Consider the following 14,406-nt stretch of genomic DNA (forward strand, 5'->3'; position numbering starts at 1 on the left):
GATTACAGCTCCAGCATCGCCTTGGTGAGGATGTTCCGCTGGATCTCGTTCGAGCCGCCGTAGATCGAGAGCTTGCGGTTGTTGAAATAGGCCCCCGCGTTGCGGCGGTGATCCTCGGGCGCGATGGCGTCGTTGCCGGCCAGCGCCTCAGCCGGGAAGGGTGCGGCGGCGGGGCCGAGCGCGCGGCGGGCCAGGTCATTGAGCTCCTGCCGGATCACCGTGCCCTTGATCTTGAGCATGGAGCTCTCCAGCCCGGGCTGCCCGGTCTTCTGGGCGCGGGCCAGCATCCGCAGGTTGGTGATCTTCATCGCCTCCAGGTCGATCTCGGCCTGCGCGAGGCGCGCGGCAAAGAGCGGGTCGTCGATCAGCCGCCGCCCGTTCACGCGGCGCGACCTGGCCAGGGCGCGGACGGTATCGAAAGCCTGGTTGGAAAAGCCGGTGCCCGCGATGTTCGTGCGTTCGTGGGTGAGCAGGAACTTGGCGATGGTCCAGCCGGAATTCTCTTCCCCCACAAGGTTTTCCACCGGCACCTTCACGTCGGTGAAGAACACATCGTTGACGTCGTGCACCCCGTCGATCAGCTTGATCGGACGTACCTCGACCCCCGGCGCGTCCATGTCGATCAAGAGGAACGAGATCCCCGCCTGCGGCTTCACGTTCGGATCGGTCCGCACGAGGCAGAACATCCGGTCGGCATGCTGACCCAGCGTCGTCCAGGTCTTCTGGCCGTTGACGATGTAATGATCGCCCTCGCGTACCGCCTTGGTGCGCAGGCTGGCGAGGTCGGACCCGGCGCCCGGCTCGGAATAGCCCTGGCACCACCAGTCGTCGCCGTTCAGGATGCGCGGCAGGATCGCGTCGCATTGTTCCTTGCTGCCGAACTTCTGCAGGACCGGCCCCAGCATGGTGATGCCGAAGGGTACGATCCGCGGCGCGCTGGCCATGGCGCATTCTTCCTCGAAGATGTGGCGCTCGACCACCGACCAGCCCGGCCCGCCGTACTCCTTCGGCCAGATCGTTGCCAGCCACCCCCTGGCGTTCAGGATCGCGTGCCAGCGTTCGTAATCGTCTTTCGGCAGTTCCTCGCCCCGGCGCACCCGGCCCGCGATGTCCTCGGGCAGTTCGGCCTTCAGGAAGGCGCGGACCTCGTCGCGAAAGGCGATTTCCTCGTCGGTGAATTGAAGCTCCATCTACTCCTCCCCTCGATTCAGATCGGCAAAGCTGCCGCCGGTCTCGGCCAGGCGGCGGATCAGCGCGGGCACGCGCCAGTAGAACGGGTCCTCGCGCGCGAAGTCCTCGATCCGGGCGGCCAGCTGGCCCGCGCCGATCGTGTCGGCGTAAAGCATCGGCCCACCGCGGAAGCGGGGGAAGCCGTACCCGAACAGGAACACCGCGTCGATGTCGACCGGGCGCAGCGCGATCCCGTCCTCGAGGACACGCGCGCCCTCGGCGATCATCGCAGTCATGTAGCGGGTGACGATCTCGTCGGCGGTAAAGTTGCGCGGGGTGATCCCGGCCTCGGCCCGCGCCGCCTCGATGATCCTGGCGACCTCGGGGTTGGGTTTCGGGGCGGCGTCGCCGTGCAGGTAATAGCCCTGGCCGGTCTTGCGCCCGAACCACCCGTTCTCGCAGATCCGGTCGGCCACGGGCGAATACCGCTCACGCGGGTCGCGGGTCGGGGCAAGGCGTTTGCGCGTGGCCCAGCCGATGTCGAGCCCCGCGAGATCCATCACCGCGAAGGGCCCCATGGCGAAGCCGAAATCCTGAAGCGCCGCATCCACCTCCCACGGGGTTGCGCCGTCCAGCACCATGTATTCGGCGGCCTTGCGGTAATGCGACAGGATCCGGTTGCCGATGAAGCCGTCGCAGACCCCCGCGCGCACCCCCACCTTGCCCAGCTTGCGCGCCAGGGCAAAGCCGGTCGCCGTCACCTCGGGCGCGGTCTTCGCCGCCACGACGACCTCGAGAAGCCGCATCACATGGGCGGGCGAGAAGAAATGCAGCCCCAGCACGTCGCCCGGCCGCGAGGTGGCCGCCGCGATCTCGTCGATATCGAGGTAGGAGGTGTTCGAGGCCAGCACCGCCCCGGGCTTCGCGATCGCATCGAGCCGGGTGAAGATCTCCTTCTTCACCGCCATATCCTCGAACACCGCCTCGACCACCAGGTCCACCTCGGCGAAATCCTCAAGCCTGACAGAGGTTTGAAGCGCAGTCCTGAGGATGTCGTCTCGCCGGGCGGCGTCGAGTTTTCCACGCTTCACGGCACCGGCAAGGTTCTTCTCTATGGTCGCGCGGCCACGGTCGAGGGCAGCGGCGTCGCGCTCGTTCAGCGTGACCCTGAGGCCCGCCAGAAGCGCCGCGGTGGCAATGCCTGAGCCCATGGTGCCGCCGCCGATCACGCCGACATGCGCGACCTCGCGGGCCGTCGCGCCGGCCTCGGGGATCTTGGCGACCTCGCGCTCGGCAAAGAAGGCGTGGACGAGGGCGGCGCGCTGCGGGCTGTCGATGCATTGCTGGAAGAGGCGGCGTTCCTCGGCCAGACCCTCGGCGATCGGGCGCAGGCTGGCCGCCACCGCCTCGATGCACCTCCGCGGCGCGAAAAGCTGCGGCTGGCGGCGGGTGACCGTGTCCTCGGCGGCGGTCAGGGCGGCAGGGTCGGGCACGACCTCGATCTCCGAGGTCCGGCGATGCGGCAAGCTGCCCGCGGCCAGCGCCTCGGCCATCGCGAGGGCCACGTCCCGGGGCGCGCCGGCCTCGATCCGGTCGACCAGGCCCAGCGACTGCGCCTCCGCGGCGCCGATCCGGCGCCCCGTTGTGATCAGGTCGAGGGCCGGTCCGACTCCGGCAAGCCGCGGCGCCCGCTGGGTGCCGCCGGCGCCCGGAAGAATACCGAGGGTGACCTCGGGAAAGCCCACGGTCACACTGCCCGCCACCACCCGCGCATGGGCGCCGAGCGCGACCTCAAGCCCGCCGCCAAGCGCCACGCCATGCAGCACGGCCACGACCGGCGTGGTGCTGGCCTCGATCCGGTTGACCACCTCGGGCAGGCTCGGCGCCTGCGGCGGCTTGCCGAATTCGCGGATGTCGGCCCCGGCGATGAAGCTGCGCCCCTTGCCGTAAAGCGCGATCGCGGCGACCGTGCCCTCCAGCGCCTCGATCGCCGCGATCAGCGCGGCGCGCAGCGCCTGGCCGGCCGCGTTGACCGGCGGGTTGTCAAGCGCGACCAGCGCGACGTTTCCGATCCGCTCGATGGTGACGATCTGCCCCGCACCCTGCGGTGCGGTGGGGGTGGCGGTGTCGGGCATCTCTCCTCCTTCTCACGGCGATGGGGCCGCAAATGCGAAACTAAGTTCCGCAATGCGATCTTCCAGTCCGCCGCGCCGAAGTCAAGGCCGGCCGGGACCCGCTCGCCCCGCCACATCCCGCCACGCGCCCGATTGCACGCGACACCCCTGCCTTTCATTGTTCCCCAAATACGCAGTCAACCGCCTGCCGCGCCGCCTGGCCCTCTTTTCGGGTGCGACCCGGCACCCGTCTTCTCATGTCAGCGCGGCACGATCGGGCGGATAAGCCCTTCCTGTGCCACGCTTGCCACCAGCACCCCGTCACGGCTGTAGATCGAGCCGCGGTTGAACCCGCGCGCACCCCCGATGAAGGGGGCATCCATGACGTAGAGGTGCCAGTCGTCGAAGTTCACCGGGTGGTGGAACCACAGCGCGTGGTCGAGGCTTGCCGTCATCACCGTCCCGCTGAGCCAGCTTTCCCCCAGCGGGCGCAGCGACGACCCGAGAAGGTGCAGGTCGGAGGCATAGGCCAGCAGGCAGTGCTGCAGCCACCCCGGGCCGCCCACCGGGCGCGCCAGCCGGAACCAGACCGAGTGGCGGTCGCTCGCGGCGACGGGGTTGGCAAGGTCGTAGGGCTCCACCTCGCGCATCTCGATGGGCGAATCGCGCAGGAAATCGTCACGCCGCTTGCGGGCATAGTCGGACTTCAGGCTCTCGGCGAGCTTGGCCCGCGTCTCGGCCCGGCTCGGCAGGGTTTCCGGATCGGGCAGGCTCTCGGGCATCGGGTGCTGGTGAAGCGGGCTCTCCTCCTCGATGTGGAACGAGGCGGCAAGGTTGAAGATCTGCCGCCCGTGCTGGATGGCGATGACCCGGCGGGTGGTGAATGACCCGCCGTCGCGGGCGCGGTCGACCTCGTAGATCACCGGGATCTCGGGATCGCCGGGGCGGATGAAATAGGCGTGAAGCGAGTGGCAGGCCCGGTCCTCGACCGTGTGATAGGCCGCCGCCAGCGCCTGCGAGATCACCTGGCCGCCGAAGATCCGCTTCGACGTCTCGCCCCCCGATCCGCGCCCGCGGAAAAGGTTGATCTCCAGCGGCTCGATGTTGAGCAGATCGAGCAGCGTGTCGATCGGGTCCATCTCGGCCGGATCCTTGGCTGCGGGGGGAAACGTCGGGTCGGGTGTGGGCATCGGCGAACTCCTGCTGCGCTCCCATCTCACTGGGGTCAGTTTGTCTGGGATCAGTTAGTCTGGGGCCGGTTTATCTGGGGCCAGCTCATCTGGGGCCAAGTTATAGGATCGCACCGGCGCGCGGCAACGCATGGCTGCTACCCGCGCAAACCCGCGCAAACCACTGTGGCCGGTGGGTGCTGGAACGCAGGCATCGGAACGGCGCAACCGCAGGGCGACGCGACGGCCGGCTTGACCCGGGGCAGGGCGCGCGCCAGTTTCCGCAGAGCGAAAGGCGGTTTCGGGGAGGAGACGCGATGCGCGAACGGAGGATCGGAAACACCCGGCACCATGCTGTCTGGCCGCCGGGGGTGCCACACCGGCTGACCCTGCCGGAGCGGTCGGTCGCCGCGAACCTCGAGGAGACGGCGGCGCGGCGCCCCGATGCGCCGGCGATCCACTACCACGGCCGAACCACGACCTACCGGGAGCTGAACGCCCAGGCGCGGGCGCTGGCCGGCTGGCTTCGGTCGCGCGGGGTGGAGAAGGGCGATAGGGTGCTCCTTTACCTTCAGAACTCGCCGCAATTCGTGGCGGCCTATTACGGCATCCTGAGGGCCGATGCCGTCGTGGTGCCGGTCAACCCGATGAACCGCACGGCGGAGCTTTCCCACCTCGTTGCCGATACCGGGGCGCAGGTGGCGGTCGCCGGGCAGGATCTGCTCGACCACCTGGTGCCGTGTCTGGTGCAGGGGCAGGGGCAGGGGGTGGAACAGAAGCCAGAGCAGGGGCTGCGGGACATCGTGGCGGTGGCCTATGCCGATGCCGCCGATCCCGGCTTTCCCCATCCGTTGCCGCCCCCGCTCGACCAGCCCGGGCGCGCCGATTATGGCCCCGGCATCACCCCTTGGGCCGCGGCGCTGGCCGAGGGGCGGGTGCCCGGCCCGATTGCGGCCGCGCCAGACGATCTGGCCGTCATACCCTACAGCTCCGGCTCGACGGGTCACCCCAAGGGCTGCATGCATTCGCACCGCACGCTGATGGTGACGCTGGTCGGAAGCCTTGCCTGGAACCCGCCGCGCCCCGGCAGCGAGGAGAAGCCCACGCTGGTGTCGTTGCCGCTGTTCCACGTCACGGGCATGCAGAATTCGATGAACGCACCGGTCTTCGCAGGCCAGCCGATGGTGATGATGTCGCGTTGGGACAGGCGCCTCGCCGCCGAGCTGATCGCGCGCTACCGGGTCGGGCGCTGGCGCTCGATCTCGACCATGGCGATCGACCTGGTGAACGACCCCGAGGTGGAACGCTACGACCTGTCCAGCCTCGACGCGATCGGCGGGGGCGGGGCGGCGATGCCGGAACCTGTCGCACGGCGGCTGAAGGCGTTGACCGGGCTGGATTACGTCGAGGGCTACGGCATGTCCGAAACGATGGCGGGGACGCATATCAATCCCCCCCAGGCGGCGCGGCGGCATTGCCTGGGCATCCCGGTGTTCGAGGTGGATTCGCGGATCGTCGACCCCGAGACCGGGGCCGAACTGCCGCCCGGCGCGGTCGGCGAGATCGTGATCGACGCGCCGCAGAACTTCCTTGGATACTGGAATGCACCCGAGGCCACGAAGGCCGCGTTCCTGGGGCTGGACGGGCGCGACTTCCTGCGCACCGGGGATATCGGGACGATGGATGAGGCGGGATATTTCTATATCACCGACCGGCTGAAGCGGATGATCAACGCCTCCGGCTTCAAGGTCTGGCCGACCGAGGTCGAGGCGATGATCCACGACCATCCGCAGGTGCGCGAGGTCTGCATCACCGCGCGGCCCGATCCGCGACGGGGCGAGGCGGTGCTGGCCTGGGTCGTGGCGGAGGAGGGGCTTGAGGCGGACGCGCTCAGATCCTGGTGCCGCGACCGGATGTCGGCTTACAAGGTCCCGTCCGACATACGCTTTCTCGACGCGCTGCCACGGTCGCCCTCGGGCAAGATGGAGTGGCGCAAGCTGCAGGAGCGGGCTTTTGCCGACCTCACCCCCTCGTGATCGGGGGCGCGCTCCGGGCCACCGCCCGGGGGGTGACAGCAGCGCGACAGGCGTTACCTTGGCGCCTTGCGGCAGTGACAGGAGGATTGCATGGCCGGAGAGGAGATCAAGATCATCACCGCGGACGGCACCGTGCCGGCCCGGGTGTTCGGCCCCAAGGGTACGCCGGGGATCGTGCTCTACATGGATATCTTCGGCCCGCGCGAGGCGCTCTGGGAGATGGCCGAGCGGATCGGCAGCTGGGGCTACCGCGTGCTGGTGCCCGACCTGTTCTACCGCATCGGCGCCTACGGTCCGTTCGACGCGGCCACCGCGTTCCAGGACGAGGCGAAGAAGAAGGAGCTCTTCGCGCTGAAGAATGCGACCCCGCCGTCGCTTGTGGCCGAGGATACCGGCGCCTTTCTCGACGCGCTGGTGGCGCATGGCGCGACCGCGCCGTTCGGGGCGGTGGGCTATTGCATGGGCGGCCCCTGCGCCCTTGTCGCGGCCGCCGCCTACCCGGTGCGCATCGTCGTCGCGGCCAGTCTGCACGGCGGCAACCTCGCCTCGGAGGACGAGGACAGCCCGCACCATCTGGCGGACCGGATGAAGGCCCTGATCTACGTCGGCACCGCCGAGGACGACCACAGCTTTCCGCCCGAGCAATCCGGCCGGCTGGCCCTTGCACTGCGGACCGCGAAGACCGACCACATCATCGAAAATTATCCTGGAACCACGCATGGTTGGTGCGTCGCCGACCATGGCGCCTACCACCGCGACGGGGCAGAGCGGCACTGGCGCCGCCTGGCGCAACTTTTCGCCGAAAAGTTGTATCCCGAGGGATGACTTGGCGCGAATCTCTGGTATGTTCGCACGGGTGGGGGCTCTGACCCGGAGGTCGAGCCATGGGCAGATCTAAGACTGACAGGATCTTCCTGTTCGCAGTCCTGTGTTTTGCCAGCTTCCTGTTGTACGAGGGACGGCTTCAGCTTGTGGCGCTGATGCTGATGATGCCGCTTTTCTACCGGGTGGTGATCATCGTGGCCGACGTGTTCTGGACGAGCTTCACCGGCCAGCCGCTGGTGCGGGCGCGCCCCGAGGGCGGGCGTGAGGCCGGGAAGGACGACGGCGGCGACCCGTCCGGGATCGGGCCGTTCAGCCGGCTGTCGAACCTGCCCGCGCCGCTGCGCTCCGCCGCGCCGCGGCGGGTCGACCTGTTCTCGGATCAGCGGGGCGACATTCGCCTGCCGCCGCAAAGCGCGCGGCTTCGGGCACTGAAGAAGCGGCTGGGGTATCTCTGACCGCCCGCGCCGGGATTTCCGGCGGACAGTGCGAGAGACAGTGCCATGCAAAAGGGCGGACCCGGAGGTCCGCCCTTCGTCATCTCCGGGCTGCTGTGCCGGGCTCAGCTGCCCAGCTTCTTGATCCGGCCGTCGGGCGCCGCCTTCACCTGTTTCTCCTTCTCGATATAGGTGATCACGTCGTTCGCCATCAGGTTGCCATTGCCCGCGTTCACCGTGACCTTGCCGCCGCCGAGCGCGGTGTAGCCGTCGCCGCCGTCCAGCATGTAGTCGTTGGTCGCGACCGAGTAGACCTTGTCGCGGTCGAGCGGCTGGCCGGCGATCGTCACCTCGCTCACCCGTGTGCCGGGCTTGGCCGAGGGGTCCCAGATCACCTTCATGCCCGCGACCTGCGGAAAGCGGCCGGCGCCGTCCTCGACCTGGCTGAAGCCGTTCTCGAGCGCGGCCAGAAGCTGGCTGCCCGGGATCTCGGTCACCACGGTCTTGTTGCCGAAGGGCAGTTCGGTCAGCACGTCCTTGCGCGTCAACGTGGCGCCCGCATCATAGGTGCGGTCACCGCGGATGCCGCCGCCGTTGATCAGCACGACATCGGCCTTGGTCGCGTCGAGAAGTGCGTCGGCGATCAGGTCGCCCATGGAGCTTTCCTGCGTCCGCACCACGTTGCGGCGCGAGTCGAGGCTGTGTTCGGTCACACCGATCTTCTGACCCAGCGTCTTGTCGAGCTCGGCCTTGAAGCCTTTCACCAGCTTTTCCGATTCCGGGTCGGGGGTGACGTCGGCGGTGTCGATCCAGCGGAAGTTCGGCACCCATTTGACCTTGCGCTTGCCGTCCTTCTCGGTGACGTCGACGGTCAGGTCCAGGGGCTGCAGGTAACGCGCGTCGATCGAGGTTTCGACGTAGGCGGTGATGCCGTCGTAGAACATGCCGTTGACGTGGTCGTCGCCCGACATGATGACGTCGAACGCCTTGGAGGCGATCAGCGCGCGGTCGTTGGCCATGTTGGTCTGCACCACGCCGATCACCAGATCCGCGCCATCCTCGCGTGCGGACTTGGCCGCGGCGATCCCGGTCTCGACCGTGCCCTGGAACTTCAGGTCACCCGTATCCGCCACCTCGGGCGATGTGTCCTGCGCGACCGGGATCAGGGCGATCTTCAACCCGGCGACCGTCTTGGTCATGACCCCGCCGAGGCCGTCGATCCTGGACCCGTCGGCCTGGGTGATGTTGATCGCGGCCCAGGGGTATTTAGAGGCCTTCATCTTGGCGTAGAAGTTCGCCGGGCCGAAGTCGAATTCGTGGTTGCCGGGCACCGCGATGTCGAAGGGCACCAGGTTGGTCAGGTCGATCGTGTTCTGCCCCTTGTCGATCCCCGAAAGCAGCGAGGGAGAGAGCATGTCGCCGTCGAAGACGTAAAGCGTGTTGGGGTTCTTTGCCTTCTCGTCCTTCGCGACCGCGTTCAGCCGGGCAAAGCCGCCGCGGTGCCCGTCGCCGTCGAAGTTGTAGATGTCGCCGACGCCGAGGATGGTCAGCTTGACCTGCTCGGCTGCCACCGGCGCGGGCGCGAGCGCGCCAAGCGCCGCGGCACCGAGGAGGGCGGCGGTCAGCCGGGGTCTGGTACGGATCATGAGGTCACTCCCTGATATGTTGGGTCCGGCGGCCCCTTGTGTGGCACCGTTCGCCGCCGGGAACGGGGCGGTGGCGCCGGGGACCTTGTTTCCTGCATAACGGTTTCGTGAGACCCGGCAAGCCCCTTGTCGCAGCGCCGTGTGACAGCGCGACGACGCCGTGATCTTCACCGTGATCTCAACGGTGATCGACACCCTGACCGGGGCGGGGTGGCAGGGGCACGGCCGGCCCGGGCGTCCCGTCACCGGATGCGCCGCTGGGCTGCTGGGGGGCTGCTGGGGAGACCGCCCCGCGCAGCGCGGGGACATGGCGGGGGCCGCCCCGGGCGGGCGGACGTCTACCCCGGCGCGGGCGCAAGGGGGGAGTGGCAGCGTGCCGCATCGAATCGGCTCCGGCAAGGTCAACCCGCTCGCGCCGGGTTGAACTCCGGCAAGATCGCATTGACATGATCGGCGGATTCTTGCCTATATTGAGCAAGGAACTTCGGATGTGAACTAAGAGGCATTCAAGATCTGATAACGGTGGTTCCGGCCCGCGGGGCCTTTGTGTACGGGGAAAATCAGGGACAACGGGGCAGGGGCCGGCCTTGCGCGCTTTGAAACGACTCTCATGCTGCAATGCCGCAAGTCACTTCCGCCACACAAAGAGTTGATCTACATCAAGGCGGGTGCGACATGACGCGCCTTGCGGACGCGCGCCCTGTACACGTTTAAGAAGCCAAACTTTCCAGAAGGTAACGGAGGGACGCGCAATGCGCTTGGGAGAAGAACGAACCCCATGGCGGCAGCCGGAGGCCCGGCGGTTGATCCGTCGCGCGGCCGTGCCGCTGGCGCTCGGGGCCGCGACGCTGCTGTCGGGCTGCGTTCACGGCGACAACGGGTTCATGGATCCCCAGGGGTTCGTCGCCGCAGAGCAGCATGAACATTTCTGGCAGGTCACCTGGATCACCCTGATCGTGGTGCTGCCTGTCATCGTGGGGGTGCCGTGGCTTGCCTGGCACTATCGCTATTCCAACAAGAAGGCGACGTATCGCCCGCACTGGGACTTCAACCACGCCCTCGAATGGGTGATGTGGCTTGTTCCGGTCGCGATCATCGTCGTGCTGTCCACGCTTCTGTGGATCGATACGCACAAGCTTGACCCCTATCGTCCGATCGCCTCGGAAAAGGCGCCGCTCCGGGTGCAGGTCGTCGGCCTCGACTGGAAATGGCTGTTCATCTATCCCGACTACCATGTCGCGACGGTGGGCCAGCTGGTGTTCCCGCAGGACCGCCCCGTCAGCATGACGCTGACCTCCGATACGGTGATGCAGTCGTTCACGGTGCCCGCGCTGGTCGGCCAGATCTACGTGATGCCGGGCATGGTGACCAAGCTCAACATGAACGCCTTCAAGACCGGCAAGTGGGACGGCATGAACACCCAGTACAACGGCGACGGCTTCCACGAGCAGCACTTCGTCGCGCAGGCGGTGTCGCCCGACGACTTCAAGGCCTGGGTGACCAAGGTGCAGGGCGACGGCGTCGCGATGAACCAGATGGGCTATTCCAAGCTGTCGCAGAGCTCGACCCCCGAGCAGGTTCACAAGACCTTTGCCAGCACGGCGATGCCCGATGGCGTGACGTGGTTCAACAACGTCGCTCCCGGCTTCTTCAACCAGATCGTCAACCGGTACATGAACGGCAAGCCGGTGACGCGCGAACAACAGCCCGGCTCGGTTGCGTACAACGCCCGCATGGGCACCGCGAAGACAGAGTGAGGATTGCAGTATGAACTCTGATCACACGAGTGCACTCTTTGGACGGATGGATCTCGAATCCCTCGATTTCCTCAAGGTCTTCCTGCATCCGTTCGACACCAACCTGCTGATCCTCTCCGGGGCGGCCTGGGTGGTGATCCTCGGCGGCATCTTCGTCGTCGCCGTCATGACCTACATGAAGTGGTGGAAACCGCTGTTCCTCGACTGGCTGATCTCGGTCGACCACAAGAAGATCGGCGTGATGTACATCGTGCTGGCCTTCATCATGCTGCTGCGCGGCGTGATCGAGGGCGTGGTGATGCGCGCCCAGCAGGCCGACGGCCTGCACGGCGGCTTCCTCAGCGCGGACCACTACGCACAGCTGTTCTCGACCCACGGCACGATCATGATCTTCTTCATGCTGATGCCGTTCCTCACGGGTCTGATGAACGTGGCCGTGCCGCTGCAGATCGGCGCGCGCGACGTGTCCTTCCCGATGCTGAACTCGGTCTCGCTGGGCCTGACCATCGGCGGCGCCGTGCTGGTCATGGTCTCGCTCGTGCTGGGCGAGTTCACCACCGGTGGCTGGACCGCGTACCCGCCCTACACCGGATCGGCCTTCCAGCCGGGCGTTGGCCCCGACTACTGGATCTGGTCGGTCACGCTGTCGGGGATCGGCGCCACGCTGACGGGCATGAACTTCGTCGTCACCATCTACAAGGAACGCGCCCCGGGGATGACGTTCTTCCGGATGCCGATGTTCACCTGGACTGCGCTTTGCACCGCGATCCTGATGGTCTTCGCCATGCCGCCGCTGACCGTTGCCTCGGCCATGCTGCTGCTTGACCGCTACGCCGACTTCCACTTCTTCACGAACGACCTCGGCGGCAACATGATGAACTACGCCAACCTGTTCTGGCTGTTCGGGCACCCCGAGGTGTACATCCTCGTGCTGCCGGCCTTCGGTGTGTTCTCGGAAGTGACCGCGACCTTCTCGGGCAAGCGCCTCTACGGCTACGGCTCGCTGGTCGTCGCGACCATGGCGATCGCCGTGCTGTCGTTCACCGTGTGGCTGCACCACTTCTTCACCATGGGCCAGGACAGCAATGTCAACGCGGCCTTCGGGATCGCGACGATGCTGATCGGCATTCCGACCGGCGTGAAGATCTACGACTGGATGGCCACCATGTACCGCGGTCGCGTGCGTTTCACCGTCGCGATGCTGTGGACCATCAACTTCATGGTGCTCTTCGTGCTGGGCGGCCTGTCGGGGATCATCCTCGCCAACCCGTCGATCGACTTCCAGACCCACAACACCCTGTTCCTCGTCGCGCACTTCCACAACGTGCTGATCCCGGGCGTGTTCTTCGGGATGATGGCGGGCTACAACTACTGGTTCCCGAAACTCTTCGGCTTCCGCCTGAACGATTTCTGGGGCTACGTGTCGGTCTGGGGCTGGACCATCGGCTTCATGCTGGTGTTCTTCCCGCTCTACGTCGTCGGCCTTGAGGGGATGACGCGGCGGACCGTGTCCTACACCGACCCGGCCTACCTGCCGTGGATGCTGCTGTCGGGCCTGGGCGCGATCATCGTGACCATCGGTCTGATCGGTATCGTGATGCAGCTCTACGTCTCGATCCGCGACAAGGAGAAGACGCTGGATATCGGTGGCGACCCCTGGGATGCGCGCACGCTGGAATGGGCCACGCCCTCGCCGGTGCCGGCCTACAACTTCCCGGTGATCCCGCACATCCACGCGCGTGAGGCCTTTGCCGTCGCGAAAGAGGCGGGTGCTGGCTACCAGCAGCCGACCAAGTACACCGACATCCACCTGCCGGGGAACACCTGGATGGGCGTCGTCATGATGGTCTTCGGCACCGGCTTCGCCTTCGCCATGATCTGGTACATGTGGTGGCTGGCGATCCTGTGCCTGGCGATCGTCGTGGTGTCCTTCGTGGGCCGGGCGATCCGTGGCGACCGTCATCCGCACATCGTCAAGGCGGCCGACATCGAGCGTGAGCACAACGCCTGGCTCGAGAAGGTCCGCACGATCACCCCGGTGAACCGTGAGCAGGAACTGAAGCAAGCGAACCTCGGCGTCGCGGCGCCGGAATACATGGAGGCCGCCCAATGAGCACCGTATCCGACGCCGCCTACCAGGCGCCGGGGCTCGTCTACGAGACCGAGCACCACCACGACCACTTCTCGCCGCAGAAGTCCTACATGGGTTTCTGGATCTTCATGATGAGCGACCTCATCATCTTCGGCCTGTTCTTCGCGACCTACGGGACGATGCTGGGCAAGCCGTCGATCGCGGGCGGGCCGGGGCCCAAGGAGGCGTTCGAACTTTCGGGCGCCGCCTGGGAAACCGTCGCGCTGCTGCTGTCGACCTTCACCTTCGGCCTTGCGTCGCTGGCGATGAAATACGACATGGGCAAGCAGAAGATCCTGACCTGGATGGGCGTCACGCTCTTCCTCGGCCTGTGCTTCCTCGGGCTGGAACTGCGCGAGTTCGTCACGATGTTCCACGAGGGGCACGTGCCGCAGCGCTCGGGCTTCCTGTCGGCCTTCTTCGGCCTCGTGCCGCTGCACGGTCTGCACGTCACCTCGGGCTCGATCTGGCTGATCATCATGATGATCCGGATCGCGACCGGCCCGATCGACGAGCTGACCAAGTCGCGCGTCGCCCGGCTGGCACTGTTCTGGCACTTCCTCGACCTGATCTGGGTCGGGATCTTCTCCATCGTCTACCTCGGAGGGCTGGCCTGATGTCGACTCCTGGCAACCTGAGCAATGAAGAGGCCTACAAGCACGACCTCAAGGGGTACGTGACCGGCCTGATCGCCGCCGCGGTGCTGACCATCATTCCCTTCGTCTGGGTCGGCTTCGGCCTGCCCACCGGCGCGGGTCTGTGGATCATCGCGATCCTCGGGATCATCCAGGTCATCGTGCACGTGCGCTACTTCCTGCACGTCGACCTGAGCCCCGAGCACCGGGACGAACTGCACCTGCTGGCGTTCTCGGCGCTTCTGCTGTTCATCATGGCGGCCGGCACGATCTGGGTGCTGCTGAACATGAACTACCGCATGATGCCGGGGATGGAGATGATGGGCATGTAAGCCCGCCATCACGGCAAGACAGGAAAGGGCGGCCCGGGGATCGGGCCGCCCTTTTCGTTTGAAGCATGGGGCGCGGCTTTTATGGGCGATGATCGGGCCCGGAGCGCGGCCGCAGGACGAGCGTAGGCCCGTGGGATGGCGCCTCCACACCTGCGGG

Annotated in this window: 11 protein-coding genes; 7 read left to right on the forward strand and 4 right to left on the reverse strand. The window is 66.8% G+C overall.

Going from position 1 to position 14,406, the window contains the following annotated elements:
* Window positions 1–2: 2 nt before the first annotated feature.
* The 3 genes from CVV76_RS03380 to CVV76_RS03390 form a co-directional block, all read right to left on the reverse strand.
* A complete protein-coding gene (locus tag CVV76_RS03380) occupies window positions 3–1,190 on the reverse strand; it encodes an acyl-CoA dehydrogenase family protein (protein WP_102223210.1) in 1,188 nt (395 codons plus the stop codon).
* Window positions 1,191–3,305 (reverse strand): 3-hydroxyacyl-CoA dehydrogenase NAD-binding domain-containing protein, encoded by a 2,115-nt coding sequence (locus tag CVV76_RS03385; RefSeq protein ID WP_102223211.1) that lies wholly within the window; start codon window positions 3,303–3,305, stop codon window positions 1,191–1,193.
* A 239-nt stretch (window positions 3,306–3,544) separates the two neighbouring features.
* Window positions 3,545–4,423 carry an acyl-CoA thioesterase gene (locus CVV76_RS03390; protein ID WP_102223424.1) on the reverse strand — a complete coding sequence of 293 codons (879 nt, stop codon included), beginning with the start codon at window positions 4,421–4,423 and terminating at the stop codon, window positions 3,545–3,547.
* Window positions 4,424–4,770: 347 nt separating this feature from the next.
* Here CVV76_RS03390 and CVV76_RS03395 point away from each other — a divergent pair, with 347 nt between their 5' ends.
* The 3 genes from CVV76_RS03395 to CVV76_RS03405 all read left to right on the forward strand — a co-directional run bounded on the left by CVV76_RS03395 (window position 4,771) and on the right by CVV76_RS03405 (window position 7,769).
* On the forward strand, window positions 4,771–6,489 hold the full coding sequence (locus CVV76_RS03395) for a long-chain-fatty-acid--CoA ligase (protein WP_102223212.1): 1,719 nt from the start codon (window positions 4,771–4,773) through the stop codon (window positions 6,487–6,489).
* 90 nt (window positions 6,490–6,579) lie between these two features.
* Complete coding sequence (locus CVV76_RS03400) at window positions 6,580–7,314, forward strand: dienelactone hydrolase family protein (RefSeq protein WP_102223213.1); 735 nt, start codon at window positions 6,580–6,582, stop codon at window positions 7,312–7,314.
* 59 nt (window positions 7,315–7,373) lie between these two features.
* Window positions 7,374–7,769: a hypothetical protein gene (locus CVV76_RS03405; protein ID WP_102223214.1), complete on the forward strand. Its 396-nt coding sequence runs from the start codon at window positions 7,374–7,376 to the stop codon at window positions 7,767–7,769.
* Window positions 7,770–7,873: 104 nt separating this feature from the next.
* Here CVV76_RS03405 and CVV76_RS03410 read toward each other — a convergent pair whose 3' ends face one another.
* A complete protein-coding gene (locus CVV76_RS03410) occupies window positions 7,874–9,394 on the reverse strand; it encodes a bifunctional metallophosphatase/5'-nucleotidase (RefSeq protein ID WP_158243091.1) in 1,521 nt (506 codons plus the stop codon).
* Window positions 9,395–10,197: 803 nt separating this feature from the next.
* Between CVV76_RS03410 and CVV76_RS03415 the strand changes: the two genes are divergently transcribed.
* Genes CVV76_RS03415 through cyoD form a run of 4 tightly spaced genes read left to right on the forward strand, consistent with a single transcriptional unit; the run spans window position 10,198 to window position 14,249 of the window.
* Window positions 10,198–11,151, forward strand: a complete 954-nt coding sequence (locus CVV76_RS03415) for a cytochrome ubiquinol oxidase subunit II (RefSeq protein ID WP_102223216.1) — start codon at window positions 10,198–10,200, stop codon at window positions 11,149–11,151.
* 10 nt (window positions 11,152–11,161) lie between these two features.
* Window positions 11,162–13,264, forward strand: coding sequence for a cbb3-type cytochrome c oxidase subunit I (locus CVV76_RS03420; RefSeq protein ID WP_102223217.1), 2,103 nt, complete (start codon window positions 11,162–11,164; stop codon window positions 13,262–13,264).
* Entirely contained in the window at window positions 13,261–13,899 is a 639-nt protein-coding gene (locus CVV76_RS03425) for a cytochrome c oxidase subunit 3 (RefSeq protein WP_102223218.1), read from the forward strand. Before CVV76_RS03420 ends, CVV76_RS03425 begins: the two co-directional genes overlap by 4 nt.
* Complete coding sequence (gene cyoD, locus CVV76_RS03430; protein ID WP_102223219.1) at window positions 13,899–14,249, forward strand: cytochrome o ubiquinol oxidase subunit IV; 351 nt, start codon at window positions 13,899–13,901, stop codon at window positions 14,247–14,249. Before CVV76_RS03425 ends, cyoD begins: the two co-directional genes overlap by 1 nt.
* Window positions 14,250–14,406 lie beyond the last annotated feature (157 nt).

Source organism: Acidimangrovimonas sediminis (genome assembly GCF_002871005.1).
In the GTDB taxonomy this organism is placed as follows: Bacteria; Pseudomonadota; Alphaproteobacteria; order Rhodobacterales; family Rhodobacteraceae; genus Acidimangrovimonas; species Acidimangrovimonas sediminis.

Bases quoted from the DNA above. Each gene is read 5' to 3' on its own strand.
- CVV76_RS03405 (WP_102223214.1), top strand. From the start codon at position 7,374: ATGGGCAGATCTAAGACTGACAGGATCTTCCTGTTCGCAGTCCTGTGT.
- CVV76_RS03410 (WP_158243091.1), bottom strand. From the start codon at position 9,394: ATGATCCGTACCAGACCCCGGCTGACCGCCGCCCTCCTCGGTGCCGCG.
- CVV76_RS03380 (WP_102223210.1), bottom strand. From the start codon at position 1,190: ATGGAGCTTCAATTCACCGACGAGGAAATCGCCTTTCGCGACGAGGTC.
- cyoD (WP_102223219.1), top strand. From the start codon at position 13,899: ATGTCGACTCCTGGCAACCTGAGCAATGAAGAGGCCTACAAGCACGAC.
- CVV76_RS03425 (WP_102223218.1), top strand. From the start codon at position 13,261: ATGAGCACCGTATCCGACGCCGCCTACCAGGCGCCGGGGCTCGTCTAC.
- CVV76_RS03395 (WP_102223212.1), top strand. From the start codon at position 4,771: ATGCGCGAACGGAGGATCGGAAACACCCGGCACCATGCTGTCTGGCCG.
- CVV76_RS03385 (WP_102223211.1), bottom strand. From the start codon at position 3,305: ATGCCCGACACCGCCACCCCCACCGCACCGCAGGGTGCGGGGCAGATC.
- CVV76_RS03390 (WP_102223424.1), bottom strand. From the start codon at position 4,423: ATGGACCCGATCGACACGCTGCTCGATCTGCTCAACATCGAGCCGCTG.
- CVV76_RS03400 (WP_102223213.1), top strand. From the start codon at position 6,580: ATGGCCGGAGAGGAGATCAAGATCATCACCGCGGACGGCACCGTGCCG.
- CVV76_RS03420 (WP_102223217.1), top strand. From the start codon at position 11,162: ATGAACTCTGATCACACGAGTGCACTCTTTGGACGGATGGATCTCGAA.